At 71.7% G+C, this 25,813-nt stretch carries 23 protein-coding genes; 12 read left to right on the top strand and 11 right to left on the bottom strand.

What is annotated here, in order from left to right; genetic code table 11:
* Positions 1 to 135 precede the first annotated feature (135 nt).
* Both FGW31_RS26540 and FGW31_RS26535 read left to right on the top strand, forming a co-directional pair.
* Complete coding sequence (locus FGW31_RS26540; protein WP_142196055.1) at positions 136 to 1,227, top strand: LacI family DNA-binding transcriptional regulator; 1,092 nt, start codon at positions 136 to 138, stop codon at positions 1,225 to 1,227.
* Positions 1,224 to 2,141, top strand: a complete 918-nt coding sequence (locus FGW31_RS26535) for a carbohydrate kinase family protein (RefSeq protein WP_142196054.1) — start codon at positions 1,224 to 1,226, stop codon at positions 2,139 to 2,141. Before FGW31_RS26540 ends, FGW31_RS26535 begins: the two co-directional genes overlap by 4 nt.
* A 70-nt stretch (positions 2,142 to 2,211) precedes the next feature.
* Here FGW31_RS26535 and uvrA read toward each other — a convergent pair whose 3' ends face one another.
* Positions 2,212 to 5,223: an excinuclease ABC subunit UvrA gene (gene uvrA / locus FGW31_RS26530; RefSeq protein WP_142196053.1), complete on the bottom strand. Its 3,012-nt coding sequence runs from the start codon at positions 5,221 to 5,223 to the stop codon at positions 2,212 to 2,214.
* A gap of 224 nt (positions 5,224 to 5,447) precedes the next feature.
* Here uvrA and FGW31_RS26525 point away from each other — a divergent pair, with 224 nt between their 5' ends.
* Positions 5,448 to 6,137 carry a maleylpyruvate isomerase family mycothiol-dependent enzyme gene (locus tag FGW31_RS26525; RefSeq protein ID WP_142196052.1) on the top strand — a complete coding sequence of 230 codons (690 nt, stop codon included), beginning with the start codon at positions 5,448 to 5,450 and terminating at the stop codon, positions 6,135 to 6,137.
* A gap of 97 nt (positions 6,138 to 6,234) precedes the next feature.
* A complete protein-coding gene (locus FGW31_RS26520; RefSeq protein WP_142196051.1) occupies positions 6,235 to 6,891 on the top strand; it encodes an MBL fold metallo-hydrolase in 657 nt (218 codons plus the stop codon).
* Between the two features lie 51 nt (positions 6,892 to 6,942).
* Here FGW31_RS26520 and aroQ read toward each other — a convergent pair whose 3' ends face one another.
* Complete coding sequence (gene aroQ, locus FGW31_RS26515; protein ID WP_142196050.1) at positions 6,943 to 7,416, bottom strand: type II 3-dehydroquinate dehydratase; 474 nt, start codon at positions 7,414 to 7,416, stop codon at positions 6,943 to 6,945.
* Positions 7,417 to 7,518: 102 nt separating this feature from the next.
* Between aroQ and FGW31_RS26510 the strand changes: the two genes are divergently transcribed.
* The gene (locus tag FGW31_RS26510) at positions 7,519 to 8,574 is read left to right on the top strand and encodes a S66 family peptidase (protein WP_142196049.1); all 1,056 of its coding nucleotides are present in this window, start codon (positions 7,519 to 7,521) and stop codon (positions 8,572 to 8,574) included.
* Between the two features lie 148 nt (positions 8,575 to 8,722).
* On the opposite strand, the gene FGW31_RS26505 is transcribed toward FGW31_RS26510, so the two are convergent.
* From FGW31_RS26505 to FGW31_RS26480, 6 genes are all read right to left on the bottom strand, one after another.
* Positions 8,723 to 9,820: a calcium:cation antiporter gene (locus tag FGW31_RS26505; protein ID WP_142196048.1), complete on the bottom strand. Its 1,098-nt coding sequence runs from the start codon at positions 9,818 to 9,820 to the stop codon at positions 8,723 to 8,725.
* A gap of 286 nt (positions 9,821 to 10,106) precedes the next feature.
* Entirely contained in the window at positions 10,107 to 11,108 is a 1,002-nt protein-coding gene (locus FGW31_RS26500) for a TerC/Alx family metal homeostasis membrane protein (RefSeq protein ID WP_142196047.1), read from the bottom strand.
* A gap of 288 nt (positions 11,109 to 11,396) precedes the next feature.
* Positions 11,397 to 13,406, bottom strand: coding sequence for a TerD family protein (locus tag FGW31_RS26495; protein WP_142196046.1), 2,010 nt, complete (start codon positions 13,404 to 13,406; stop codon positions 11,397 to 11,399).
* 87 nt (positions 13,407 to 13,493) lie between these two features.
* Positions 13,494 to 14,072 carry a TerD family protein gene (locus FGW31_RS26490; protein WP_142196045.1) on the bottom strand — a complete coding sequence of 193 codons (579 nt, stop codon included), beginning with the start codon at positions 14,070 to 14,072 and terminating at the stop codon, positions 13,494 to 13,496.
* A gap of 136 nt (positions 14,073 to 14,208) precedes the next feature.
* Entirely contained in the window at positions 14,209 to 16,356 is a 2,148-nt protein-coding gene (uvrB, locus tag FGW31_RS26485; protein WP_142196044.1) for an excinuclease ABC subunit UvrB, read from the bottom strand.
* A 40-nt stretch (positions 16,357 to 16,396) separates the two neighbouring features.
* Positions 16,397 to 17,248: an MHYT domain-containing protein gene (locus FGW31_RS26480; protein WP_142196043.1), complete on the bottom strand. Its 852-nt coding sequence runs from the start codon at positions 17,246 to 17,248 to the stop codon at positions 16,397 to 16,399.
* Positions 17,249 to 17,525: 277 nt separating this feature from the next.
* Here FGW31_RS26480 and FGW31_RS26475 point away from each other — a divergent pair, with 277 nt between their 5' ends.
* On the top strand, positions 17,526 to 18,398 hold the full coding sequence (locus FGW31_RS26475) for a glycerophosphodiester phosphodiesterase (protein ID WP_142196042.1): 873 nt from the start codon (positions 17,526 to 17,528) through the stop codon (positions 18,396 to 18,398).
* Between the two features lie 66 nt (positions 18,399 to 18,464).
* Positions 18,465 to 19,019: a methylated-DNA--[protein]-cysteine S-methyltransferase gene (locus tag FGW31_RS26470; protein WP_142196041.1), complete on the top strand. Its 555-nt coding sequence runs from the start codon at positions 18,465 to 18,467 to the stop codon at positions 19,017 to 19,019.
* Positions 19,020 to 19,075: 56 nt separating this feature from the next.
* Here FGW31_RS26470 and FGW31_RS26465 read toward each other — a convergent pair whose 3' ends face one another.
* The gene (locus FGW31_RS26465) at positions 19,076 to 19,504 is read right to left on the bottom strand and encodes a VOC family protein (protein WP_142196040.1); all 429 of its coding nucleotides are present in this window, start codon (positions 19,502 to 19,504) and stop codon (positions 19,076 to 19,078) included.
* A gap of 103 nt (positions 19,505 to 19,607) precedes the next feature.
* Here FGW31_RS26465 and FGW31_RS26460 point away from each other — a divergent pair, with 103 nt between their 5' ends.
* From FGW31_RS26460 to FGW31_RS26450, 3 genes are all read left to right on the top strand, one after another.
* Positions 19,608 to 20,516 carry a pseudouridine-5'-phosphate glycosidase gene (locus FGW31_RS26460; RefSeq protein ID WP_142196225.1) on the top strand — a complete coding sequence of 303 codons (909 nt, stop codon included), beginning with the start codon at positions 19,608 to 19,610 and terminating at the stop codon, positions 20,514 to 20,516.
* Complete coding sequence (locus FGW31_RS26455; RefSeq protein ID WP_142196226.1) at positions 20,498 to 21,430, top strand: carbohydrate kinase family protein; 933 nt, start codon at positions 20,498 to 20,500, stop codon at positions 21,428 to 21,430. The genes FGW31_RS26460 and FGW31_RS26455 overlap by 19 nt, the downstream gene beginning before the upstream one ends.
* Positions 21,431 to 21,592: 162 nt before the next feature.
* Entirely contained in the window at positions 21,593 to 22,720 is a 1,128-nt protein-coding gene (locus tag FGW31_RS26450; protein ID WP_142196039.1) for a magnesium and cobalt transport protein CorA, read from the top strand.
* Positions 22,721 to 22,748: 28 nt separating this feature from the next.
* Here the strand turns inward: FGW31_RS26450 and FGW31_RS26445 are convergent, their stop codons facing one another.
* Positions 22,749 to 23,177, bottom strand: coding sequence for a CBS domain-containing protein (locus FGW31_RS26445; protein WP_142196038.1), 429 nt, complete (start codon positions 23,175 to 23,177; stop codon positions 22,749 to 22,751).
* Positions 23,178 to 23,311: 134 nt separating this feature from the next.
* The gene (locus FGW31_RS26440) at positions 23,312 to 23,944 is read right to left on the bottom strand and encodes a nucleoside/nucleotide kinase family protein (protein WP_142196037.1); all 633 of its coding nucleotides are present in this window, start codon (positions 23,942 to 23,944) and stop codon (positions 23,312 to 23,314) included.
* 286 nt (positions 23,945 to 24,230) lie between these two features.
* Here FGW31_RS26440 and FGW31_RS26435 point away from each other — a divergent pair, with 286 nt between their 5' ends.
* Both FGW31_RS26435 and FGW31_RS26430 read left to right on the top strand, forming a co-directional pair.
* Entirely contained in the window at positions 24,231 to 24,929 is a 699-nt protein-coding gene (locus FGW31_RS26435) for a DUF2293 domain-containing protein (RefSeq protein ID WP_142196036.1), read from the top strand.
* Positions 24,930 to 25,175: 246 nt separating this feature from the next.
* Positions 25,176 to 25,655, top strand: coding sequence for an anthrone oxygenase family protein (locus FGW31_RS26430; RefSeq protein ID WP_142196035.1), 480 nt, complete (start codon positions 25,176 to 25,178; stop codon positions 25,653 to 25,655).
* The last annotated feature ends 158 nt before the right edge of the window (positions 25,656 to 25,813 follow it).

Genomic DNA, 25,813 nt, shown 5'->3' with positions numbered 1-25,813 from the left:
GCAGGTGGGCCGCCCAGCGTGCGAGCGGCTCGCGTAAACGTTTGCGCAAGCGTTTACGCGCCCCCGTCGCATGGGATACCGTCCCCACCCGGAAACGGAAGAAGCCCGCCGCGACAACCGGAGGAGACCGCAACCATGGCCACCATGGCGGACGTGGCACGCCGCGCCGGTGTCTCCGTCGCGACCGTCTCCCACGTCCTCAACGACACCCGTCCGGTGCTGCCCCACACCCGGCAGGCGGTCCTGGACGCCGTCGAGGAGCTCGGCTACACCCCGAACGCGCTGGCCCGCTCCCTGGTGACGTCCCGCACCCGGTCGATCGGGCTGGCGGTGTCGGCGGTCAGCAACCCGTACTTCACGGAGATCCTCCAAGGTGCCGAGGCGGCCGCCCTGGAGCACGGATACAGCCTGCTCATCGCCGATCCGCACGACGACCCGGAGCACGAACGCAAAGTCGTCCAGCTGCTGCACGAACGCCGGGTGGAGGGCATGATCGTCGCGCCGTCCGCGCAGCCGCGCGAACTGCTCGCCTACCTCGGGCGGCACCGGGTGCCGGCGGTGTTCCTGGACCGGCTGGTCGACGCGCCCGGGAGCGGCGACGGCGGTCCGCACTTCGACCAGGTGTGCGCCGAGAGCACGGAACCGACGGCCCGGCTGGTCACCCATCTCGCCGGGCTCGGCCACCGCCGTATCGCGCTGGTCGCCGGGCGGCCGGGGCTCAGCACCACCGCCGAGCGGATCACCGGCTACCGGCAGGGTCTCGAGGCGTCCGGCCTGCCCTACGACGAACGGATCCTGGTGCACGGCGACTCCGAGTCGGCCGGCGCCGAGCGGGCCACCGCCGCGCTGCTGTCCCTCGGTTCGCGTCCCACCGCGCTGGTCACCGCCAACAACGCCATGACCATCGGCGCGCTGCGCGCCCTGCGGGACCGCGGCCTGTCCGTGCCCGACGACATCGCGCTGTGCTGTTTCGACGACTTCGCCTGGGCGGACCTCTTCTCGCCCCGCCTCACGGCGATCGCCCAGCCCAGCCGGGACATCGGCGCCCGGGCCGTGCAGGTCCTGCTGGACCGCCTCGCCGAACCCGACCGGGCCCCGCGGACCGAACGGCTGCCCTGCGCCTTCGTGCACCGCACGTCCTGCGGCTGCCCGGACGGACCGGAGCAGGTCGCCCCCACGATCGGATCCAAGGATTCCGAGCGTTCCCAGAAAGGAAGTCCCTCGTGATCGTCGTAGCCGGTGAGGCACTGATCGACCTGGTACCGCGGGGTGCGGGAGCGCTCGCGGCGCTGACGCCGGCGCTCGGCGGCGGCCCCTTCAACACGGCGGTGGCGCTGGGCCGCCTCGGCTCCCCCGCCGCGTTCTGCTCGCGGGTGTCCCGTGACGCCTTCGGGGAGGCGCTGCTGGACCGGCTGCGGGAGACCGGCGTGGACGTGTCGTCGGTGCAGCGCGGGGACGAGCCGACGACGCTCGCCGTCGCGACCATCGGCAGCGACGGTTCGGCGGCGTACTCCTTCTACGTGGAGGGCACCGCCGACCGGCTGTTCACGACGCCCGATGCTCTGCCGGCCGGTACCCGCGCGGTGTCCTTCGGGACCTGTTCGCTGGTGCTGGAGCCGGGCGCGAGCGCCTACGAGGAGCTGATGCGCTCGGCTCACGCGCGGGGTGTGTTCACCGCGCTGGACCCCAACATCCGGCCGGGGTTGATAGCGGACCCCGACGCCTACCGGGCGCGGTTCAGGGGCTGGCTGCCGTCGGTGTCGCTGCTGAAGCTGTCCGCGGAGGACGCCGAGTGGCTCGGCGGTTCCCCGCGGGAGTGGCTGGCGGCCGGTCCGGCGGCGGTCGTGGTCACCCGGGGCGGTGACGGGCTGACCGTGTTCACCCGCGACGGCGGCGAGTACACGGTGCCGGGCGAGCGGGTCGAGGTGGTGGACACGATCGGCGCCGGTGACACGGTGAACGCGGCGCTGCTGCACGGCCTCGCGGCTCGGGACGCGCTCAGCGACGAGGGCGTGGCCGCGCTGGGCGCGGAGGGCTGGCGGGGGCTGCTCGGCTTCGCGGCGCGCGCAGCGGCGGTCACCTGCTCCCGGGCAGGCGCGGAACCGCCGTACGCCCACGAACTGGAGGCGCGGGGCGTCTGACGCGCACGCGCCGTGCCGCGCGGGGACGTCGGTCCTCCGCGCGGCACGGCGCGTGTCGGTGCGGGCCGCCTCAGGCCTTGGTGCCCCGCGTCGTCTTCTTCGCGGCGGCCTTGGTGGTGCGCTTGGCGGCCGTGCCGTCGACCGTCCTGGTGGCGGTCCTCCGGGTGCCGGCCTTGGCCGCGACCGCCTTCTTCGCCGCGGCCTTGCGCGGGGCCCGCACCTGGGTGGCGTCGCTGATCCGCTCCGCCCCCAGGATCTCCCGCAGGAACTTGCCGGTGTGGCTGGCGGGAACGCCCGCGACCTGCTCCGGCGTGCCCTCCGCGACGACCAGGCCACCGCCGGAACCGCCCTCGGGGCCCATGTCGACGACCCAGTCGGCGGTCTTGATCACGTCGAGGTTGTGCTCGATGACGATGACCGTGTTGCCCTTGTCGACGAGGCCGGACAGCACCTTCAGCAACTTGCTGATGTCCTCGAAGTGCAGGCCGGTGGTCGGCTCGTCCAGGACGTAGACGGTGCGGCCGGTGGAGCGCTTCTGCAGCTCGCTGGCGAGCTTCACGCGCTGCGCCTCACCGCCGGACAGGGTCGTCGCGGACTGGCCGAGCCGGACGTAGCCGAGGCCGACGTCGTTGAGCGTCCTCAGGTGGCGGGAGATCGCCGGGACCGCCTCGAAGAAGTGCATGGCCTCTTCGATCGGCATGTTCAGGACGTCGGCGATGGACTTGCCCTTGTAGTGGACCTCCAGGGTCTCCCGGTTGTAGCGGGCGCCGTGGCAGACCTCGCACGGGACGTACACGTCCGGGAGGAAGTTCATCTCGATCTTGATGGTGCCGTCGCCCGCGCAGTTCTCGCAGCGGCCGCCCTTGACGTTGAAGGAGAACCGGCCCGGCATGTAACCGCGGACCTTCGCCTCCGTCGTCTCGGCGAACAGCTTGCGCACGTGGTCGAAGACACCGGTGTACGTCGCCGGGTTGGACCGCGGGGTGCGGCCGATGGGCGACTGGTCGACGTGGACGACCTTGTCGACGAGGTCGTCGCCGTCCACGCGCGTGTGCCGGCCGGGGACGCTGCGGGCGCCGTTCAGCTCGCGCGCCAGGTGCGTGTACAGGATGTCGTTGACCAGCGTCGACTTGCCGGAGCCGGACACGCCGGTGACCGCGGTGAACACGCCCAGCGGGAAGGACACGTCGATGTCCTGGAGGTTGTTCTCGCGGGCGCCGTGCACCGTGAGCCGGCGCGACGGGTCGTGCGGGCGGCGGACGTCGGGCAGCGGGATGGCCTTCTTGCCGGACAGGTACTGGCCGGTCTGCGACTCGGTGTTGGCGAGGAGCTCCTTCAGGGAGCCGCTGTGCACGACCTTGCCGCCGTGCTCGCCGGCGCCGGGACCGATGTCGACGATCCAGTCGGCGACCTTGATGGTGTCCTCGTCGTGCTCCACGACGATGAGCGTGTTGCCCATGTCCCGCAGCCGGACCAGCGTCTCGATCAGCCGGTGGTTGTCGCGCTGGTGCAGGCCGATGGACGGCTCGTCGAGGACGTAGAGCACGCCGACGAGCCCGGAGCCGATCTGGGTGGCCAGGCGGATGCGCTGGGCCTCGCCGCCGGAGAGGGTGCCCGCCGCGCGGTTCAGCGAGAGGTAGTCCAGGCCGACGTCGACCAGGAACCGCAGCCGTTCGTTGACCTCCTTGAGCACGCGCTCGGCGATCTTCTTGTCGCGGGCGGTCAGCTTCAGCTCGCGCAGGAAGTCCGCGCAGTCGCTGATCGACATCGCGGAGACCTCGGCGATGGACTTGCCCATGATCGTGACCGCGAGGACGATCGGCTTCAGTCGCGTGCCCTCACAGGTGGGGCAGGGCACCTCGCGCATGTAGCCCTCGAACCGCTCCCGGCTGGCGTCGCTCTCGGCCTCGCTGTGCCGGCGCTTGACGAAGGGGACGGCTCCCTCGAAGGCCGTCGTGTACCGGCGCTCGCGTCCGTAGCGGTTGCGGTAGCGGACCTCGACCTGGGTCTTGTGGCCGTGCAGCAGCGCCTTCCTGGCGCGCTGCGGCAGGCCCCCGAAGGGGATGTCGGTGCGGAAGCCCAGCGCGTCCGCGAGGGCGCCGACGAGGCGGTCGAAGTAGTCCTTGGTGTGGCCGTGCGACCACGGGTGGATGGCGCCCTCGTCGAGGCTCTTGTCCGGGTCGGGGACGATCAGCTCCGGGTCGACCTCCATGCGCGTGCCGATGCCGGTGCACTCGGGGCAGGCGCCGAAGGGCGAGTTGAAGGAGAAGGAGCGGGGCTCCAGCTCCTCGAAGGACAGGTCGTCGTACGGGCAGTAGAGGTGCTCGGAGTACATGCGCTCGCGCTCGGGGTCGTCCTCGGGGAGGTCGACGAAGTCGAGCACGACCATGCCGCCGGACAGGCCGAGCGCGGTCTCCACGGAGTCGGTGAGGCGGCGCTTCGCGGAGTCCTTCACGGTGAGGCGGTCCACGACCACCTCGATGGTGTGCTTCTCCTGCTTCTTCAGCGTGGGCGGGTTGGACAGCTGGACGGTCTCGCCGTCCACGCGCGCGCGGGAGTAGCCCTTGGTCTGGAGGTCGGCGAACAGGTCGACGAACTCGCCCTTGCGCTCGCGCACCAGCGGGGAGAGCACCTGGAACCGGCTGCCCTCGGGCAGTTCCAGCACCTTGTCGACGATGGCCTGCGGCGACTGGCGGGAGATCGGCCGGGAGCACTCGGGGCAGTGCGGCTTGCCGATGCGGGCGAAGAGCAGGCGCAGGTAGTCGTAGACCTCGGTGATGGTGCCGACCGTGGAGCGCGGGTTGCGCGAGGTCGACTTCTGGTCGATGGAGACCGCCGGGGACAGGCCCTCGATGAAGTCGACGTCCGGCTTGTCCATCTGGCCGAGGAACTGCCGGGCGTACGAGGAGAGCGACTCGACGTAGCGCCGCTGCCCCTCGGCGAAGATGGTGTCGAAGGCCAGCGAGGACTTGCCCGACCCCGACAGGCCCGTGAAGACGATGAGCGAGTCGCGCGGGAGGTCGAGCGAGACGTTCTTGAGGTTGTGCTCGCGCGCTCCACGGACGATGAGACGGTCGGCCACGCCGGTCCGCACCTTTCTTGAGAGAAGTGACAGGGGCGGGGCCCCCGTGCTTTCTCAGACTAGGGGGAGCCACTGACAACGCCGGTTCGGATTCACGGGTTGACAACAAACCCCGGCTCTCCAGCATGCCCGACGCCGCACCCGACCATATAGCACGTGCATTCGATTTCGGGCACGGGTCCAGCACCTTCACCCGAAGGTGTGACGGGACTAGGGTCGGCACCATGATTGATCACGCTGATGACCTGGCGTCTGTACAAGCAGCGACCGATCGGCTGCTCACCGCGGTCGCCGCCCTGGACAACGCGGCTGTGACCCAGTCGTCACGCCTTCCCGGCTGGACCCGCGGCCATGTGCTGGCCCACCTCGCCCGCAACGCCGACGCCCTGGTGAACGTCCTCGAGGGCCGGCCCATGTACGTCTCGGCCGACGCCCGGGACACCGACATCGACCGGGGAGCGCCGCGTCCGCTCGACGAGCAGCTGGCCGACCTGCGGGAGAGCGCGGAGCGCTTCCGCGCGGCGGGGGCGGCACCGGCGGACTGGTCGCGCACGGTGGAGCTGCGCAACGGGGTCACGGACCGGGCGGCCCGGGTGCCGTTCCGGCGCTGGGTCGAGGTGGAGCTGCACCACGTGGACCTGGGGATCGGCTACGAGCTGGAGGACCTGCCGGCCGCGTTCACCGCGCGGGAGATCGACTTCCTGGCGGAGCGGTTCGACGGCCACAAGGACGTGCCGCCGACGACCCTCACCGCCCCGGACGGCCGCACCTGGACGACCGGCGGCGGCGCGGCCGGCGACCCGGTCTCGGTCGAGGGGACGGCCGCCGACCTGCTCGGCTGGCTGGCAGGCCGCCGGGACGGCTCCGCCCTCGCGGTGAAGGGCGGCGACCTGCCGGCGCTCCCGCCGCTCTAGGTTCCGTCGTCGCACCGGCCCGGCTGTGCGGTGCCGGGAGGCGTCCGGCGCGGGGTACGGGACGACCGGCGCGGCGTCCCGCTATAGGCTGACGGCCATGACGTACAGCGGTCGGGTGACGGTCGGCGGCCCAGCCGACGTGCACGAACTCAAGGACCTGATGATCACCAAGGTCGCGGTCGGCCCCATGAACAACAACGCCTATCTGCTGCGTTGCCGGGCCACCGACGAACAACTGCTGATCGACGCGGCCAACGACGCGGAGACCCTGCTGGGCACGATCGGTGACGACGGCATCGCGTCCGTCGTCACCACCCACCGGCACGGCGACCACTGGCAGGCCCTCGCCGAGATCGTGGCGGCGACCGGCGCCCGCACCCACGCCGGCCGGGACGACGCCGAGGGCATTCCGGTGCCGACCGACGTCCTGGTCGACGACGGCGACACCATCCGGGTGGGCCGGGTGGAGCTCACCGCCCGCCACCTGGTGGGCCACACCCCCGGCTCCATCGCCCTCGTCTACGACGACCCGCACGGGCATCCGCACGTGTTCACCGGGGACTGCCTGTTCCCGGGAGGTGTGGGCAACACCCACAAGGATCCGAAGGCGTTCGCCAGTCTGATCCATGACGTCGAGACCAAGATCTTCGACGTGCTCCCGGACGAGACGTGGGTCTACCCCGGACACGGCAACGACACCACGCTGGGCGCGGAGCGCCCGCACCTGCCGGAGTGGCACGCGCGGGGCTGGTGAGCGTCGGACGGCGGCGGCGCCGGTAAGGACCGCCCGCCCGGCGAACGGGACTTACGCCTCGGCGAGTCCCGGTCCCGCCAGCGCCGCGATCCGCTCCACCGCGAAGACGTAGCCCTGCACGCCGCACCCCGCGATGACCCCGTCGGCGCGCAGCGAGACGTAGGAGTGGTGCCGGAAGGACTCGCGGCGGTGGATGTTGGAGATGTGGACCTCCATCACGGGCAGCCCGTCGCAGGCGTTGAGCGCGTCCAGGATCGCCACGGAGGTGTGCGAGTAGGCGCCGGGGTTGATGACGATGCCGCAGTGGTTCAGCCGCGCCTCGTGGATCCAGTCCACCAGCTGTCCCTCGTGGTTGGACTGGCGCAGGTCCACGGTTCCGCCGTGCCCCGCCGCCGCCTTCGCGCACAGCCGCTCCACGTCGGCGAGCGTGTCCGATCCGTAGATCTCCGGCTGACGCTGCCCGAGCAGGTTCAGATTGGGGCCGTTGAGGATCATGATCGGGGCGTTGGCCAGGTTGCGGGGCACGGTTCCTCCGGTCCGTCGGGGTGGGCGGTCCTCGCCGGGACCGCTGCTCGCCCCCGGTTTATCACGGTGCGCCGGACGGCCGCCGGGCCCTAACCTTCCGGCATGACCGACCTCGTGCACCCGGTGTACCCGCCCAAGCCCGAACCGGGCGACCGGGTCGCCGTGATCTCGCCGTCCTCCGGCCTTCCGGGGCTCTTCCCGCTCCCCTACGAGCTGGGACTGCGGCGGCTGCGCGAGGAGTTCGGGCTGGAGCCGGTCGAGTACCTGGCGACCCGCACCATGGGCGCGACGCCCCGGCAGCGCGCCGACGACATCCATGCCGCCTTCGCCGACCCCGGGATCAAGGCGGTCTTCGCGTCGATCGGCGGCGACGACCAGATCACCGTGGTGCCGTTCCTCGACCGGGAGTTGCTGCGCGCGCACCCGAAGCCGTTCTTCGGCATGAGCGACAACACCAATCTGCTCGCCTTCCTGCGCGAGGCCGGGATCGTCGGCTTCCACGGCGGGAGCGTGATGGTCGAGCTGGGCCGCCCGGGGGCGATGCATCCGCAGACCGCGGACTCCCTGCGCGCGGCCCTGTTCACCCCGGGACCGTACGAACTGCGCCCGGCCGAACGGTGGCGGGACGTCGACGGGGACTGGGCGGACCCCGCGACGTTCGACGCCGAGCCGGAGACCCGGCCGGGCACGGGCTGGACCTGGCTGAACGCCGACCGCGTGGTCGAGGGCCGCACCTGGGGCGGCTGCCTGGAGATCGTCGGCTGGATGCTGATGGCCGGCCGCGGGCTCGGCCGGGACCTGTCGGAGTTCGACGGCGGTGTGCTGTTCCTGGAGACCTCGGAGGAACTGCCGAGCGCCGAGGAAGTCTTCCGCACCCTGCGGAACATGGGTGAGCGCGGGCTGCTCGGGCGGTTCTCGGCGCTCCTGATGGGCCGCCCGAAGACATGGTTCTTCGAGCGGCCCCTCGGCCCGCAGGAGGGCGCCGCGTACGCCGCCGAGCAGCGTGCGGCCGTGACCCGGGCGATGCGGACCTACGCGCCCGACGCCCTCGTCGTCTTCGACGTGGACCTCGGGCACACCGACCCGCAGTTGGTGATCCCTTACGGGGGTCTGGCCCGGGTGGACGGGCCCGCCCGGCGCATCACCGTCACCTACTGACGCCGGTACGGGGCGGGCACGCCGCCCCGGCCGGGCGCCGGCCGTCCCCTCCCGACCCCGTCCTCGTCCCCGGGACGACCGTCCCTGCCAGGGGTCGACCGACTGTTGCTCGGGTCGATCGACCGTTGCTCGGGTCGGTCGACCGTTACTACGGGTTGATCGCCAGCTCCAGATAGGCGGCGAGCAGCACCAGGTGCACTCCGCCCTGGAGCGGTGTGGCCCGTCCGGGCACCACGGTCAGCGCGCCGACCACGACGGTCAGGGCGAGCAGCACCATGTGGGTGTTGCCGAGGCCGAGGACGAGCGGGCCGGGCAGCCAGAGGGAGGCCAGCGCGACGGCGGGGATGGTCAGGCCGATGCTGGCCATCGCCGAGCCGAGCGCGAGGTTCATGCTGGTCTGCACCTGGTTGCGGCGCGCGGCGCGTGTCGCGGCGATGGTCTCCGGGAGGAGGACCAGCAACGCGATGATCACACCGACGACGGAGTGGGGCAGGCCGGCCGCGTCGACTCCGGACTCGATGGTCGGCGAGACGCCTTTGGCCAGGCCCACCACTCCGATCAGGGCCAGGCCCAGCAGCCCCAGGCTGATCAGGGCGGTGCGTGTGGAGGGCGCCTCGGCGTGCTCGTCCGGTGCGGCCGGCGCGCCCTGCTTGGTTATCGGCAGGAAGTAGTCGCGATGTCGCACGGTCTGGGTCGCGACGAACAAGCCGTAGAGGATCAGCGAGGACACGGCCGCGAACGTGAGCTGGACGGTGGAGAACTCCGGGCCCGGCTTGCTCGTGGTGAACGTCGGCAGCACCAGACTGAGGGTCGCCAGGGTCGCCACCGTGGAGAGGGCCGCGCCGGTGCCCTCGGAGTTGAACACCGCCGTGCCGTGACGCAGGGAGCCGACCAGCAGGCTCAGTCCGACGATGCCGTTGCAGGTGATCATCACGGCCGCGAAGACGGTGTCCCTGGCGAGGGTCGCGCTCTTGTCCCCACCGTCGATCATCAGTGTGACGATCAGCGCCACCTCGATGACGGTGACGGCGACCGCGAGGACCAGTGAGCCGAAGGGCTCGCCGACCCGGTGGGCGACGACCTCGGCGTGGTGGACGGCCGCCAGCACGGCCCCGGCGAGGACCAGGGTGACCACCGCGACGATCCAGCCGGGCAGGTCCCGCCCCCAGGTCAGCACCAGCAGGACTACGGCGAACACCGGTACCAGGGTCGTCCACTGCGCGAGTGACCTGAACCGAGCGGTCATGGGGCGATCGTCGCAGACGTGAAGGGGGGTCGCACCCCGCTGGTGTCCTCCGCCCGTCGGCAGGGCGCCGTGGTCACGGCGGAAGGAACCGCCGGCCGATGTTTCCCTCCGTTCCACCGCACTGATCGTCTCGGGGTCATCAAGGTCACGCATGGCCTCCTCGTACGAGTCGAATTCGGTCGGCGCCGGCGGGCGGCGCGAGTGGAGACAGACAGACACCGGGAGCGGTGGCAGGCAAGGTGCTGTCCTCCGCTCCCGGTGCGGGTGTCCCCGGTGTCCGACGGGGTCAGACGTCGATGTTGTCCTTCATGGTGCCGTCGCCCCGGCCTGCGGCCGCCTCGGCCTCCGCCTGCTTGCGGGAGGCCCGGAGGCTGGTGATCGTGGTGACGATCAGGACCGAGCAGATCACGCCCAGCGAGACGGGGATGCTGATCTCCGGGACGTGCACCCCGGACTCGTGCAGCGCGTGCAGCACCAGCTTGACCCCGATGAAGCCGAGGATGATCGACAGGCCGTAGGAGAGGTGGACCAGCTTCTTCAGCAGGCCGCCGATGAGGAAGTACAGCTGCCGCAGACCCATCAGGGCGAACGCGTTCGCGGTGAACACGATGTACGGGTCCTGCGTCAGACCGAAGATCGCGGGGATCGAGTCGAGCGCGAACAGGACGTCCGTGGTGCCGATGGCGAGCATGACGACGAGCATCGGGGTCATGACCCGCTTGCCGTTCTGCTCGATCCACAGCTTGGTGCCGTGGTACCGGTCGGCCACACCGAAGCGGCGCTCGGCGGCCTTGAGCAGCTTGTTCTCCTCGTACTCCTCGTCCTGCTCCTCGGCCCGGGCCTCCTGGATGAGCTTCCAGGCGGTCCAGATCAGGAAGGCGCCGAAGATGTAGAACACCCAGGAGAAGCTGGCGATGATCGCCGCGCCCGCGGCGATGAAGATCGCGCGGAGCACCAGCGCTATGAGGACACCCACGAGGAGCACCCGCTGCTGGTACTGGGACGGCACCGCGAACTTCGCCATGATCAGGACGAAGACGAAGAGGTTGTCGACGCTCAGCGACTTCTCGGTGATGAAGCCGGCGAAGAACTCGCCCGCGGGCTGACCGCCACCGAAGAGCAGCAGGCCGAGCCCGAAGAGCGCGGCCAGGGCGATCCAGACGCCTGTCCAGATCCCCGCTTCCTTGATGGACACGTCATGCGGCTTGCGGCCGATGAAGAAGTCGATGGCGATAAGGGCACACAGGCCCACGATCGTCAGGACCCATAGGGTCGGGGAAACATCCACTGCGCCTCCGGCAGATACGTCACACGGCAAATGTCAGCGTCGTCGCTGCCGGAGGTCTCTTCCACCCGGGCCTCCGGCGCTCGACTGCGTCCGGACGGTCCTTCGGGCCGACGCCCCGGGATCTGGCCTGATCCGTATTGACGGGGTCGCCGCACAGACAGGGAGTACTCCCCTCCGTGCGGTCGACAATACCTCAATCACCAAGGATTGGTAAAGAGAGAGGTAAAGAAACCAGTAAAGCCCCAGGTCGCGGGGCTTTACCGAGGCTTGGTCAAGGGTGTGGGGCGGTCACCGGTTCCAGGCGCGACGGGCCGCCGCCACCTGGGTGAGCACCTGGTGGAGCACCTGGCTGCCCGGCGGCACCACCGGTGGCTCGTAGGTCCAGGCGTGCCCGACCCACGGGTCGGCCAGATGGTCGTCGGGCACCGCGGTGAGCCGCAGCAGCGAACGCCACAGCGGGTCGAGGAGCGGGCCGTACCCGGCGGACTCCTGGCGGTCGGCGACCATCATCAGATGCACGCCGACGGACGGGCCCTCGTCGGCGAGGTACCGCAGCTGGTTCACGGCCCGGTCGTCGAAGCCGTGCGGGAAGTCGTTGACGATCAGCAGCTGCTGGGAGGTGTCGAGGCCGGGGGGCAGCGCGTCCGGTGCGCCGCCGCGCAGCGCCATCTGCACCAGGTCGACCCGCTGGGTGAGCCGGCCCAGGACGTCCGTCACTCCCGCGGCGCCCTGTGCGGGCGGAGCGGCCAGCACCCCGGTCTGCGTCAGCGGCGCCAGGGCCTGCGCACCGGAGCCGGCGGGGTCGATGACGTGGACCGTGAACTCGCCCGCCGGGTACACGGCGAGCAGCCGGGCCGCGTGCGCCACCGCCGTCTCCATGGCGAGACGCCGCATGTCGTGCGCGTCGGTGAACGTGCCGTCGAAGGATTCGGTCCGTCCGCTGTCGATCCACAGCCCCCGCTCCAGCGGCAGCCGGAGCAGCATCGGAATGCGGATCCGCTCCGCCTCGGGAAGGCGGAGGTCACCCAGGCGCAGCGCCATGGGTATCTCCATCGGCACCCGGTAGGCGTGCCAGGCGGGGTTGTCCCAGCGGGCGAACGCCGGAGGCAGTGCGGGCTCGACGACCTCGGCCTCGGCGACGAGCTGCGCGAGGTCCCGGTCGAGGGCCTCCCGCGCCTGGCCGACGAGCTGGGCCTGCCGTGCCCGGGCCGCCTCGCGTGCGGCGTCGCCCTGGCCGCCGATCCGGCTGCGCGGGTCGGACAGGGCCTGCTCGAGCTCCTTGTCCAGGCGCGACTCGGCGAAGTCGACGGCGCTCCGGTAGGCGGCGGTGGTGCGGGCCAGGTCCTCGAACATGCCCCAGACCTGGTTGTAGAGCCGCTCCTCCATGGACCAGCCGGTCGCGTCTCCCGCCACGGGCTGCGCGGGCCGGCCGGGCTGGGCGGGCGGCGCCGCGGGCGGGGGCGGCGGCGGAGCGGAGGTCTGCCGGCGGGGGTGGCTGTAGTTCACCGGGCCGCCACCGGTGGCCGCGGACGGATCGACCGCACCGGTACCGCCGTGCACCGGCCGCGGTCCGTCCTGTCCGGGTCCGCCGGTCTGCTGCCCTCCGTAGGGCGGCTGGGCGGGACCCGGGGAGCCCTGCGGTGCCGTGCCGCCCTGGTCGGGACCGAACGCGGGGGCGGCCGCCTGCCGTGAGCGGTCGCCGTCGGCCTGGCGGGGCGGCGGTGCCTGCACGGAGCGGGCGAGGCCCTTCGCCACCGCCTCGTGGATGCTGCCCGCGAGCGGAACGGCCTCGGGCAGGCCCTGGTCGGTGAGGAGTTCGGCCAGGCCGCCCGCGTAGCCCTGGCCGACGGCGCGGACCTTCCAGGCGCCCTGCCGCCGGTAGAGCTCCAGCGCGACGACGGCCGACTCGGCCTCCAGACCCGTGATGGTGTAGGTGGCGACCTCGCTTCCGTCCAGGCCGGTGACGGCGACGAAGGGGGCCGCCACGGAGCCGAAACGGACGGGCCCGGGGCCGCCGCCGGGGGCGGGCAGGGCGAGCAGCACGCTGACGCGGTGCACCGCGTCCGTCACGGCGTCCAGGTCCACCGCGAGGCGGTGGTCGGCGGCCGCCTGCCGCGACACCTCCAGACCGGGCTGGGTGGGGGCGCCGGGATGCGCCACCCAGTCCACTCCGTGGATCCGGCCGTTCTCGTCGCCGAGTGCGGCCGCGGCCACGATCGGCGTGCCGGCCGAGATCCGGATCTCCAGACGGGCCTGGGAGAGCGGATGGTTCTGCCCCCGCACCAGCTCGGCCGTCATCGCCTTCGTCCCCCTGATGTCGCGTGTGCTGTGTCGTGTGGCACGCGCCGGTCCGCCAGGACGGCGGCCGGCGTGCCGTGCGGGTGCCTAGAGGACCGGCAGGATCGCCGGCATCAGGTCCTGGAAGGTGCGGCCGTTGGCCGGGTTGCCGAGGGCCGTCATCGTCCAGCCCGAGCCCGAGCGGTGCACCTTGGCCATGATCTGCGCCGTGTAGGCGCCGCCGCCGGCCAGCGTGTAGCGGGCGAGCTCCTGGCCGTTGGTCTCGTCGACGAGGCGGCAGAACGCGTTCTGCACCTCCTGGAAGGTCTGGCCCGTGAAGGAGTTCACGGTGAAGACGATCTGGTCGATGTGGACCGGGACGCGCGACAGGTCGACGAGGATGGCCTCGTCGTCGCCGCCCTGGCCGACACCGCCGACGAGGTTGTCACCGGTGTGGCGCACGGAGCCGTCGTCGCTCACCAGGTGGCGGAAGAAGACGACGTCGACGGGCTGCTTGTCGGCGAACAGGACGGCCGAGGCGTCCAGGTCGACCTCCCGGGTGCGGGAGCCGAACAGGCCGCGACGGGGAGCCGCCTGCCAGCCGAGACCCATGCGCACCGCGGTCAGGCTGCCGCCGTCGTTCTTCTGCAGACTGATGGCCTGACCCTTGGTCATGTTGACGGTCACGTGCTGATTCCCCTCTCGGACTGTCCCCTGTTGCCGCGCAATCGCGGTTGACCAGAACCCTACGCAGCGGCACTGACAGTGACGTAGCCAGGTCCACACTTTGTGTCGTTCTTGCAACACATGGCGTGCAGGGCCGTCAGGACAGGCCGGCCTCCTGCATCTGCCGCAGTTCCTTCTTCATCTCCGACACCTCGTCGCGCAGCCGTGCCGCGATCTCGAACTGGAGGTCCGCCGCGGCGGCGCGCATCCGCGCGGTCAGTTCCTCGATCTGTTCGGCGAGTTCGGCGGCGGGACGGTCGGTCGGCGCCGTCTCGGCGGTCCGGCCCTTGGCGCCCTTCGTGCTCTTCGCGCCCTTGGCGGCCTTGCCGAGGGCGGGCACGGGCGCCTTGGTGCCGCCGCCGTCCTTCTTGGCCTTGCGGTAGCCGGAGCCGAGCAGCTGCTCGGTGTCGATGTCCTCGCGGGCGATCTGCGCGACGATGTCGTTGATCTTCTTGCGCAGCGGCTGCGGGTCGATGCCGTTCGCCCGGTTGTAGGCGATCTGCTTCTCCCGGCGGCGGTTGGTCTCGTCGATGGCCTTCTCCATCGCCGGGGTCATCTTGTCGGCGTACATGTGGACCTGGCCGGAGACGTTGCGCGCCGCGCGGCCGATGGTCTGGATCAGGGAGGTGCCGGAGCGCAGGAAGCCCTCCTTGTCGGCGTCGAGGATCGCCACCAGGGACACCTCGGGCAGGTCGAGGCCCTCGCGCAGCAGGTTGATGCCGACGAGCACGTCGAACTCGCCGCTGCGCAGCTCGCGCAGGAGTTCCACCCGGCGCAGCGTGTCGACGTCGCTGTGCAGGTAGCGGACCTGGATGCCGAGTTCCAGGAAGTAGTCGGTGAGGTCCTCGGCCATCTTCTTGGTGAGCGTGGTGACCAGGACGCGTTCGTCCTTCTCCACGCGCGAGCGGATCTCGTGGACCAGGTCGTCGATCTGGCCCTCGGTGGGCTTGACCACGACCTCGGGGTCGACCAGGCCGGTGGGGCGGATGATCTGCTCGACGACGCCGTCCGAGCGGGAGAGCTCGTACTGGCCGGGGGTGGCCGAGAGGTACACGGTCTGGCCGATGCGCTCCTGGAACTCCTCCCACTTCAGCGGACGGTTGTCGAGGGCGGAGGGGAGACGGAAGCCGTGGTCGACGAGGGTGCGCTTGCGGGAGGCGTCGCCCTCGTACATGGCACCGATCTGCGGGACGGTGACGTGGGACTCGTCGATGACGAGGAGGAAGTCGTCCGGGAAGTAGTCCAGCAGGGTGTTCGGCGGCGAGCCGGGCGAGCGGCCGTCGAAGTGCATCGAGTAGTTCTCCACGCCGGAGCAGGAGCCGATCTGGCGGAGCATCTCGATGTCGTAGGTGGTGCGCATGCGCAGGCGCTGGGCCTCCAGCAGCTTGCCCTGCTTCTCCAGCTCGGTCAGGCGCTCGCCGAGTTCCTTCTCGATGTCGTTGACCGCGCGCTCCAGGCGCTCGGGGCCGGCGACGTAGTGGGAGGCCGGGAAGACGTACAGCTGCTGGTCGTCGCTGATGATCTCGCCGGTGAGCGGGTGCAGCGTGGACAGGGCCTCGATCTCGTCGCCGAACATCTCGATGCGGACGGCGAGCTCCTCGTAGACCGGGAAGATCTCGATGGTGTCGCCGCGGACGCGGAAGGTGCCGCGGCTGAACGCCATGTCGTTGCGCGTGTACTGGATGTCCACGAAGCGGCGCAGCAGTTCGTCCCGGTCGAATTCGTCGCCGACGCGCAGGGGGACCATGCGGTCCACGTACTCCTGGGGTGTGCCCAGGCCGTAGATGCAGGAGACGGAGGCGACCACGACGACGTCGCGGCGGGTGAGCAGCGAGTTGGTCGCGGAGTGGCGCAGCCGCTCGACCTCCTCGTTGATCGAGGAGTCCTTCTCGATGTAGGTGTCCGACTGCGGGACGTACGCCTCGGGCTGGTAGTAGTCGTAGTACGAGACGAAGTACTCGACCGCGTTGTTCGGCAGCAGCTCGCGGAACTCGTTGGCCAGCTGGGCGGCCAGGGTCTTGTTCGGCGCCATGACCAGGGTGGGGCGCTGGAGCTTCTCGATCATCCACGCGGTGGTGGCGGACTTGCCGGTGCCGGTCGCGCCGAGCAGGACGACGTCCTTCTCACCGGCTTCGATGCGCCGGGCGAGGTCGGCGATGGCCGCGGGCTGGTCGCCGTTGGGCTGGTAGGGGCTGACGACCTCGAAGGGCGCCACCGTGCGTTCGATCTGGGAAACGGGCCGCATGTCATCAACCGTACGACCCCCCACTGACAACCGGTCCGGATCAGCGGCGCTGCGGGGTCCGGGAGCGGTGTTCCACGGGGCCCCGGAGGCGCAGCCGGGAGGGCCGGACCGGGGAGTGGGCCGGGATGCCGGGCTTGTGCTCGGTGGGCGGCGCGGCGGGGGCGCCCATGACCATGAGCGGGTCGAAGATCACCACGATGCCGGCGAGGACGAGGAAGGCGAGCGGTCCCACCAGCATCGGCCCGAGCAGGTCGGACGCGGGCTCTCCGGCGAGGGGGTCCGCCGTGCCGTGGACGTGGACGTCGAGGGCCGCCATGCCGGTGTAGTGCATGCCGGTGACCGCGAGTCCCATGACGAGGCTCGCGCCCACGCTCCACAGGAATCCCCTGGCCTGCCCGGCCGCCCACAGGGCGGCGCTGGCGGCGGCCATGGCGATGGCGACGGAGGCGGCCACCGTGACGGTGTCGTACTCCAGCCGTCCGTCAAGGCTCATGCCGGCCATACCCAGGTAGTGCATGGAGGCGATGCCGAGGCCGGTGACGGTACCGCCGGTGAACAGGGCGGTCCCGGTCGCGCCCCGGTAGCCGACGATGAAGATTCCCGTGCCCACCATGACGATGGCGACGGCCAGGCTGGCGAACGTCATCACGGGGTCGTAGTGGATGGGCGTGCCCTCGATGGTGAAGCCCAGCATCGCGACGAAGTGCATCGTCCAGATGCCGGAGCCGAGGGCGGCGGACCCCAGGACGAGCCAGCCGGAACGCCGGCACCGGGACGTCACCATCGCCCTGGTGACACAGCGCAGGCCGAGGGCGCCGCCGAGGCAGGCCATGAGGTAGGCCACCACCGGTGTGACCAGGCCGTAGCTGAATCCGTCGACCGTGCCCTGCATGCGCGGCTGCCCTTCCCGCCGTGTGCGTCCCGCATTCCCGATGTGAGCCCCCTCCCCGGGACCGCGACGCGGCCTGGGTTGACGCAGAGAGTATGACCCCACCGGAATGGTCGAACGACTTTCCGGCAAAGAAACACGCCCTTGCCCCACGTGTGAGGCACCAGTGTGCGGAGTTCGGGCAACACCGTTCAATCTGTGGCCATCCTGCGCCCGTCTCGCGTTGACCGTCTGCTGTCAGAGTTGAGCTGACCGTGACCGTTCAACGCGAGGAGTACGCATGCACGCACGCGCTGTCGCCGCCTCGACCACCGCGGTCCTGGGGACCGCCGCCCTCCTGCTCACGTTCTCCCCCGCGCGGGCCGCGGACAGCGGTGCCGGCCCGGTGGTCATCGCTCACCGCGGCGCCTCCGCATACGCGCCGGAGAACACCCTGGCGGCCGTCGACAAGGCGGCCGAACTCGGTGTCGAGTGGGTGGAGAACGACGTCCAGCGCACCAAGGACGGCGAGCTCGTCGTGCTGCACGACGACAGCCTGCAGCGCACCACCGACGTCGAGGAGGTCTTCCCCGACCGGGCTCCGTGGAAGGTGAAGGACTTCACCGCCGCGGAGATCGCCCGTCTGGACGCGGGCAGCTGGTTCGACCCCGCGTACGCGGGCGCGCGGGTGCCGACGCTCGAACAGTTCGTGCACCGCGTCGAGCGGTACGACCAGAAGCTGCTGCTGGAGCTCAAGAATCCCCAGCTGTATCCGGGCATCGAGCGGCAGACCCTCAAGGTCCTCAGCAACGAGGGGTGGCTCGACCGCGAGCACGTGCGCAACCGGCTGATCGTGCAGAGCTTCGGCGCGGACAGCGTGCGGACGGTCCACGAGCTGAAGCCCGCGGTGAAGACCGGGTTCCTCGGGACGCCGCCGGTGGCCGACCTGCCTTCGTACGCCGCCTTCACCGACCAGATCAACCCGTCGTACGGGTCGCTGACGGCCGACTACGTGGACGCCGTGCACGCCTTGCGCGGGGCGCACGGCAAGCGGCTCGAGGTGTTCACCTGGACCGTGAACGACGCCGAGAACGCCCGGCGGGTGGACGGTTACGGCGTGGACGGCATCATCACCAACACGCCCGACGTGGTCCAGGAGGCGGTGGACGGCTGACCCGTCCCTCCCGTCGCCGCTCCGGCCGGCCCGGCGTTGTCAGTGGCGGGTCGTACGGTGGGGCGCATGGACAGCCATGGGCAGTACGAGCAGCGGGTCGGGTGGGCGGTCGTCGGTACCGCCATCGGCCCGTTGCTCCTGGCCGCGACCCGCGACGGCCTGGTCAACGTCGTGTTCCACGCCACGGACGAGGTGCGCGACACCGCGCTCGGCCGGCTGGCGTCCCGGCTCGGCACCGAGCCCGTCGAGGAGCCCGGCCACCCCGTGCTGGCCGAGGCGATACGTCAGCTGGAGGCGTACTTCGCGGGCGAGCGGCAGGCGTTCGACCTGCCGCTGGACTGGTCGCTGATATCCGGCTTCAACCGCGAGGTGCTGCGGGAGCTGGCCGGAGGCGTGCCGTTCGGCACGGTCGTCGGGTACGGCGATCTGGCCGGCCGGGTCGGGCAGCCCGGCGCCGCGCAGGCCGTGGGGACGGCGATGGGCGCCAATCCGCTGCCGGTGGTCGTGCCCTGCCACCGGGTCGTGGAGAGCGGGGGCGGCATCGGCGGCTTCGGGGGCGGTCTGGAGACCAAGAGGCGGTTGCTCGCCCTGGAGGGTGTGCTGCCCGAGCCGTTGTTCTGACGGCCCGGGTGCTTCGGCGCCCGCTGGTGACGGAGCCGGCGGTGCGGGCGGCCCGCTCAGTCGTAGTGCCGCGCCTCGAAGATGTTGCCGTCCGGGTCGCGGAAGTAGAAGCTGCGCCGGGCCAGGCCGCGTGCTCCGAAGGAGTCGTGCGCCAGGTCGCTCACCGGTACGGAGCGCTCCTCCAGGCGGTCGCGGAGAGCGTCGAAGTCGCCGGCCGGCAGGGACAGGCAGACGTGGTTGACGGGGTGGCCGGAGCTTTCGGCGGCGCCGGGAAGCATCGTCATGCGTTCCGCCGTGGCCAGCGGCATGAGGTCGAGGATGGTCTCCTCGTTGACGCGCACCGAGGGGAACGGTGCTTCGCCCACGGAGTAGTCGGTGAGCCGGACGGGCTCCAGGCCGACGGCCTGCTCGTAGAAGTGGGCGGCGGCGATGGGGTCGCGCACCCACAGGACGACGTGGTCGAGACGAGTCGTGTGGTCCGTCATGTCCGTCAGCATCCGTGACGTCCGTGACGGCGCGCGAGGGTTTGATCCGGCACGCCGACCGCCAGAGATGAGGGAGGACCGGCAGACAGGAGGCAGATCCGTGGTGCTGATGGTGTCCGAAGAGGTGCGGGAGGCGATCGCCGCGCGGCGGCCGGTGGTGGCCCTGGAGTCCACGATCATCGCGCACGGACTGCCCCGGCCGCGCAATCTGCAGGTGGCGCGGGAACTGGAGGCGGCCGTTCGGCAGGAGGGCGCGGTGCCGGCGACGATCGCGGTGCTGGACGGGCGTCCGCGGGTCGGTCTGGACGAGGAGCAGTTGGAGCGGGTCGCCGATGAGGACGGGATCCGCAAACTGGGCCACCGTGACCTGGCGCCGGCCGTGGCCGCCGGGGTGAGCGGGGCGACCACGGTGTCGGCCACCGCCCTGCTGGCGGCGCTGGCGGGTGTGCGGGTGTTCGCCACCGGTGGGCTGGGCGGGGTGCACCGGGAGTGGACGGTGACCCAGGACGAGTCGGCCGACCTGGGGCTGCTGGCACGCACCCGGATCACGGTGGTGTGCGCGGGCGTGAAGTCGATCCTGGACGTGCCCGCGACGCTGCAGCGGCTGGAGACGCTGGGGGTCGCGGTCGCGGGGTACGGCACGGACCGCTTCCCCGGGTTCTATCTGTCCGACTCCGGGCATGCCGTGGACTGGCGGCTGGACACACCCGGTCAGGTGGCCGGTGTCATGCGGGCGCAGGACGCGCTCGGCGGGCCCGGGTCGGCGCTGATCGTGGCCAATCCGGTGCCGGAGGACGAGCAGTTGGATCCCGCGGTGCACGCCCGGGTGCTCGACGAGGCGCTGCGCGCCTGTGCGGCGGAGGGCGTCACCGGTCAGGGGGTCACGCCGTTCCTGCTGGACTACCTGGTGCGGCACACCGACGGTGCGTCCCTCTCCGCGAATCTGGCGGCGGTCCGGGGCAACGTGCGCCTGGCGGCGCGCGTCGCGGCGGCCTGGGCCGCCGGGGAGTGACGCGGGCGGTGCGGGACGGGGCGCTGCTGGTCGTCGGTGACGTGATCACGGATGTGGTCGCCCGGCACCGGGGGCCGCTGGCCCCGGGTACGGACACGGCGGCGGCGATCCGTACGGTGCCGGGCGGTGCGGGCGCCAATGTGGCCTGCTGGGCGGCGCGGTGGGGCGGCGCCGAGGTGCGTCTCCTCGGGCGGGTGGGGCGGGACGCGGCCGCCTGGCACGAGCGGGAGCTGGCCGCCTGCGGTGTCCGGCCGCTGCTGGTGGTGGACGAAGGGGCGCCGACGGGGACGGTGATCTGTCTCGTCGACGAGGGTGCGGCGGCCGAGCGGACGTTCCTCACCGACAGCGGCGCGTCGCTGCGGCTCGACCCCGGTGACTGGTCGGACGCGTTGCTGGACGGGGTGGCACGGCTGCATCTGTCGGGCTATCTGCTGTTCACCGAGCCGAGCCGGGCCTTCGTCGCGGTGGCGTTGGCGGCGGCGCGTGCACGCGGGGTGCCGGTGAGTCTGGATCCCGCGTCGGCCGGGTTCCTGGCGGAGCTGGGTGCGGACCGCTTCCGGGCGCTGGTGGACGGCGTGGACGTGCTGCTGCCGAGCCGTGACGAGGCGTGTCTGCTCACGGGGTCGTCCGATGCGGTGGAGGCGGCGGCGCTGCTGAGCCGGCACGTCCCGCTGGTGGTGGCCAAGCTGGGCGCCGAGGGCGCGTTGCTGGCGCGGTCGGGCGCGGTGTACGCCCGCGTTCCGGCCGTACCGGCGACGCCACGGGACACCACGGGTGCGGGTGACGCCTTCACGGGTGCGTTCCTGGCGTCCCTGCTCGCGGGCGCCGGCCCGGAGCGGGCGGCGGCTCAGGGGTGCGGGGCGGGCGCGCGGGCGGTGGAAACCATAGGGGGACGGCCGCCCTCGTCAGCCTGACGAGCGGCCCGCCACGAGGGGCAACTTCCTTTGTCCACAGGCGGGAACCAAGCGGAACAGATGGTTCCCACAGGTTCGCGCGTGATCCGCCCGCGGCTGGCAGACTGGCGCGCCAGAGCCGGGAAGCAGCACGGCACGGGGGAATCACGCTAGGAGAACCGGATGTCCATGGCAGGGAATCTGCGGAAGGTCACGAGCCTCGGCGGGGTCGGCGGGCTGCGCCGGGTGGCCCGGCTGGCGCGGCGGCGCCCGCGCGTGGACCTGAGCCATCCGGCGAGGTCCCCGCTGGGGTCCTCGGTGGTCAACTGCGTGACGTACCGGGACGGTCGGCGCACGGCCGCCCGCGAGGACCTGGTGGACGCGGTCCGTCAGGTGCGCAAGACCGGGGAAGGTTTCGTCTGGCTCGGACTGCACGAGCCCACCAACGAGGAGTTCGCCGGCATCGCCGACCTGTTCGACCTGCACCCGCTGGCCGTCGAGGACGCCGTCGAGGCCCACCAGCGTCCCAAGCTGGAGCGGTACGGCGAGACGCTGTTCGCCGTGTTCAAGACGGTCTGCTACGTCGAGCACGAGAAACTCACCGCCACCAGCGAGGTGGTGGACACCGGGGAGATCATGGTGTTCCTCGGCGAGGACTTCGTGATCACCGTGCGGCACGGGCGGCACGGCTCGCTGGGACCGCTGCGCGAGGGGCTGGAGTCCGACCCGGTGCAGCTCGCCAAGGGCCCGTCCGCGGTGCTGCACGCGATCGCCGACCATGTGGTCGACGACTACCTCACCGTCATCGACTCGGTCCAGGAGGACGTGGACGAGGTGGAGACGGAGGTGTTCGCCGAGCACGGCGCCCGGGTCGATCCGGGCCGCATCTACCAGCTGAAGCGGGAACTCCTCGAACTGAAGCGGGCGGTGGTGCCGCTCGGCCGGCCGCTGGAGGAGCTCGCCGGCCGGCCGATCCGGGCGGTCGCCCCGGAGATACAGGCGTACTTCCGTGACGTCTCCGACCATCTGCAGCGGGCGACGGAGCAGATAGCGGCCTTCGACGAACTGCTCAACTCCATCCTCCAGGCGCACCTGGCGCGGGTCACGGTCGCGCAGAACGAGGACATGCGCAAGATCACCGCATGGGCGGCGATCGTCGCCGTGCCGACGATGGTGTGCGGGATGTACGGCATGAACTTCGACCACATGCCCGAGCTGCACTGGCGGTACGGCTACGGCATGGTCATCGGGGTGATATCCGTGGCCTGCCTGCTGCTGTACCGGGCGTTCCGGCGCAGCGGCTGGCTGTGACACCCGTCCCGGGAGCGGTCCGGCGGGGTCAGCCCGTCGTGGTCCTGGCGTAGACGTTCCCGGCCCAGGTGGCCATCTGATGCTCCGTCAGGTGTCGGGCGAGGTCGGCCTCGCTGATCATGCCGACGAGGCGCTTGCCGTCGATGACGGGCAGCCGGCGGATCCGGTGGGTCTGCATCTCGCGGAGGACGTCGTCGATGTCGGCGTCCGCCTCGATCCAGCGCGGGGTGCCCTTGGCCAGGTCGCCTGCGGTGACCCGGGCGGGATCGTGGCCCATGGCGACGCAGCCGACGACGATGTCGCGGTCGGTGAGGATGCCGCACAGCCGCTCGTCGTCGTCGCTGATCGGCAGCGCGCCGACGTTCAGTTCACGCATCAACTGGGCTGCCCGGTCGAGGGTTTCGTGAGCGGGGATCCACTGGGCACCGCGGTGCATGATGTCTCCGGCGGTGGTCATGGGGTACCTCCCGGTGCCGGACGGCCGGCGCGGCGCGGGTCGCACCGCGAGTCCCGGCGCTCCTCATTGTCTCCGTGCCGTTCCCGGACGGCACCCGGAGAGCGGCTCGCGCCGGTGCGCCTGCCCTGTCGGTCTCAGCCGCGCCATGCCGGATGGCGGGGATCGTCGGCCCGCACCAGCACGTCAGCGGTGCCGGCCGGGTCGGTCTCCCGCTCGTAGCGTTCGAAGGCGGGGAGCGTCCAGTGCTCGGACTCGGGGGTGCGGCGGCGCAGGGCGCCCGGGGAGAGCAGGACGTGCACGCTCAGGTCGAAGGGGAACCAGTGCCGCAGAAGGAGGGGACCGTGCAGCAACAGCACACCACCGGGAGGGATGTCGACGTAAGGGCTGCGGGTGGCGCGATCGGTGACCGGGTCCCACAGGTCGGGCAGGACCCGCCCGGTCCCGCCGGGTTCGAGCGGGCCGAACACCTCCCGCCAGAGGGCTCCGGTGTCGTACCAGCAGCCGTAGTAGGACTCCACGTCCCGGTGGCCGTACTCGAGCCGGACCGAGGCGGGCCGCAGAAAACCGTCGGCGCCCACGACCAGGGAGGGGCGGCCGCGTATGCGCAGCGCCTCGGCGACACGTTCGGCGAGGTCTCCCGGGCGGGCGGCCGGGGCACCGTCCAGCGCGACCCGCGGCCAGGGGCCGCCGTCGGCCGTCTTCAGCTGAAGCAGGCGCTCGGCGAGGAGGTCGCCGAGCCGGTCCCAGGTGATCGCTTCGAGTCGCACACGGCCATCATGCGTCAGCGGCCGGTCCAGGCGCTCGGACCGCACGAGGCGTCCAGGCCGGTCGGGCCGGTCGGGCAGGTTGGGCCGGTCGGGACGCCCAGGACGCCCGGCCGCTCGGGCCGCTCAGGCGGCTCAGGCGGCTCAGGCGGCTCGGATCGACGGTGGGAGGGCTGTGGCGCCTCGGGCGACGGGCGGAGCGCTCCGTGCGGGTTCTCGGCCGGTGGCCGGGACACGGCGGGCGGCGGGCGGAGCGCGCCTCACGGCCCGTCGAGGGGAGGAATCTTGCATGGCACGCCGCCCAACTCCCCCGCCGTTCCCCGGCATTGTCGTCCACCAGCCGCTCAGGGAGCGGCACTGCGCCGACTGCCGTCGGGGCCCGCTCCCCCTGCTCGTCATGGAGAACGGTGCGCCGCGTTGTCTCGACTGCGCCGACCTGGGCCACCTCGTCCTGCTGCCGCGCGGTGACACGGCGCTCACCCGGAGGTCACGGGAGGAGAGCGCGCTGTCGGCCGTGGTCGTGCGGTTCAACCGGCGCAAGGGCCGTTACGAGCGGCAGGGCGTCCTGGTCGAGGAGGAGGCGCTGGCCCGGGCCGAGCGGCGCTGCCTCGCGGACGCGGAGGCGCGCCGCCGGCGCCGGGCACGGGACGCCCGGCGGAGGGCGGCCGAGGACGAGCGGTTCGCGGAGGCGTTCGCGGCAGAGATACGCAGGCTCTTCCCGGGCTGCCCGGAGGAACGGGCCCGGGCGGTCGCCGCGCACGCATCGGTGCGGGGCAGCGGCCGGGTGGGCCGGAGCGCGGCGGGACGAGCGCTGTCGGAGAGGGCGGTGACCTCGGCGGTCGTGGCGTCCGTACGGCACCTGGACACTCCGTACGACCGCCTGCTGATGAGCGGGGTGCCCAGACACGAGGCGCGGCGGCGGATCGCCGCGGCAGTGCAGACAGTGCTGAGCAGCTGGTCGGAGGGCGGCCTGGGATCCACCGGGTGACCGCGGCGCGCGTACCGCCGTGGCCGGACGGGGCGGTTGGGACGAGGCGGGAGCGGGACGGACGGGAGAGAGGGAGGGGACGGGGGCGGGGAGGGGCGGGGGGGGAGGGGGCGGGGCCCCGGGGGGAGGGAGACGTCGGCGCATGGGGCGGCGTCGTTCGGGCATGGCCGGGCGGGTCCCGGCCATATTGACTGATGGCAGGCATGGCGGCCGGGAGGGTCTCGGCTGCCGGACGGGGATGACGACATGATCGACGGACCGTACTTCGTGCTGACCGTGCTCGGTGTGCTCGGGACCGGGCTGACGGCGGGGGTCTTCTTCGCCTTTTCGACGTTCGTGATGAGAGGGCTCGCGGCGCTGCCGCCCGCGCAGGGTGTGGCCGCGATGCAGGCGGTGAACGTGGCGGCGGTGAGCCCCGCCTTCATGCTGCTGTTCCTCGGCTCGGCGGTGCTGTGCGCGGTGATCACGGTGGTGACGTTCGTGCTGTGGCCGGATGAGGGGACGGTCGAACTGTTCGTGGGCGGCGCGTTGTACCTGGTGGGAACGTTCGGGGTGACCGTGGTCGGGAACATACCGCGCAACGAGGCGCTGGCCCGGCTGGAACCGGGCAGTGCGGAGGCGGCCGTCCACTGGCCGGTGTTCGTGCGCGAGTGGACGGTGTGGAACCACGTCCGCGCGCTCGCGTCCGCCGGTGCCGCGCTCTCGTACCTGCTCGCCTTGACCTGACGCGCCCCAGCGTGCCTGACGGGCGGGCCCTGACCAGACGCGCCCCACCGTGCCTGACGGGCGGGCCCTGACCTGACGCGGCCCACCGTGACCACGGCCCGGCCCCGACCCGCCACAAGCCACCGTGACCTGCCACGCCCCACCGTGACCTGCCGCAC

The sequence above is a fragment of the Streptomyces calvus genome, from assembly GCF_006782915.1.
Lineage (GTDB): Bacteria > Actinomycetota > Actinomycetes > Streptomycetales > Streptomycetaceae > Streptomyces > Streptomyces calvus.
The sequence above is the reverse complement of the archived record's forward strand: the minus strand, read 5'-3'. Positions and strand labels throughout refer to the sequence as shown.

Coding starts and splice junctions, on each gene's coding strand:
- FGW31_RS26470 (WP_142196041.1), top strand. CDS start 18,465: ATGGACAGCCATGGGCAGTACGAGCAGCGGGTCGGGTGGGCGGTCGTC.
- FGW31_RS26510 (WP_142196049.1), top strand. CDS start 7,519: ATGACCGACCTCGTGCACCCGGTGTACCCGCCCAAGCCCGAACCGGGC.
- FGW31_RS26525 (WP_142196052.1), top strand. CDS start 5,448: ATGATTGATCACGCTGATGACCTGGCGTCTGTACAAGCAGCGACCGAT.
- FGW31_RS26505 (WP_142196048.1), bottom strand. CDS start 9,820: ATGACCGCTCGGTTCAGGTCACTCGCGCAGTGGACGACCCTGGTACCG.
- FGW31_RS26540 (WP_142196055.1), top strand. CDS start 136: ATGGCCACCATGGCGGACGTGGCACGCCGCGCCGGTGTCTCCGTCGCG.
- FGW31_RS26475 (WP_142196042.1), top strand. CDS start 17,526: ATGCACGCACGCGCTGTCGCCGCCTCGACCACCGCGGTCCTGGGGACC.
- FGW31_RS26435 (WP_142196036.1), top strand. CDS start 24,231: ATGGCACGCCGCCCAACTCCCCCGCCGTTCCCCGGCATTGTCGTCCAC.
- FGW31_RS26430 (WP_142196035.1), top strand. CDS start 25,176: ATGATCGACGGACCGTACTTCGTGCTGACCGTGCTCGGTGTGCTCGGG.
- FGW31_RS26465 (WP_142196040.1), bottom strand. CDS start 19,504: ATGACGGACCACACGACTCGTCTCGACCACGTCGTCCTGTGGGTGCGC.
- FGW31_RS26495 (WP_142196046.1), bottom strand. CDS start 13,406: ATGACGGCCGAGCTGGTGCGGGGGCAGAACCATCCGCTCTCCCAGGCC.
- FGW31_RS26450 (WP_142196039.1), top strand. CDS start 21,593: ATGTCCATGGCAGGGAATCTGCGGAAGGTCACGAGCCTCGGCGGGGTC.
- FGW31_RS26480 (WP_142196043.1), bottom strand. CDS start 17,248: ATGCAGGGCACGGTCGACGGATTCAGCTACGGCCTGGTCACACCGGTG.
- FGW31_RS26445 (WP_142196038.1), bottom strand. CDS start 23,177: ATGACCACCGCCGGAGACATCATGCACCGCGGTGCCCAGTGGATCCCC.
- FGW31_RS26520 (WP_142196051.1), top strand. CDS start 6,235: ATGACGTACAGCGGTCGGGTGACGGTCGGCGGCCCAGCCGACGTGCAC.
- uvrB (WP_142196044.1), bottom strand. CDS start 16,356: ATGCGGCCCGTTTCCCAGATCGAACGCACGGTGGCGCCCTTCGAGGTC.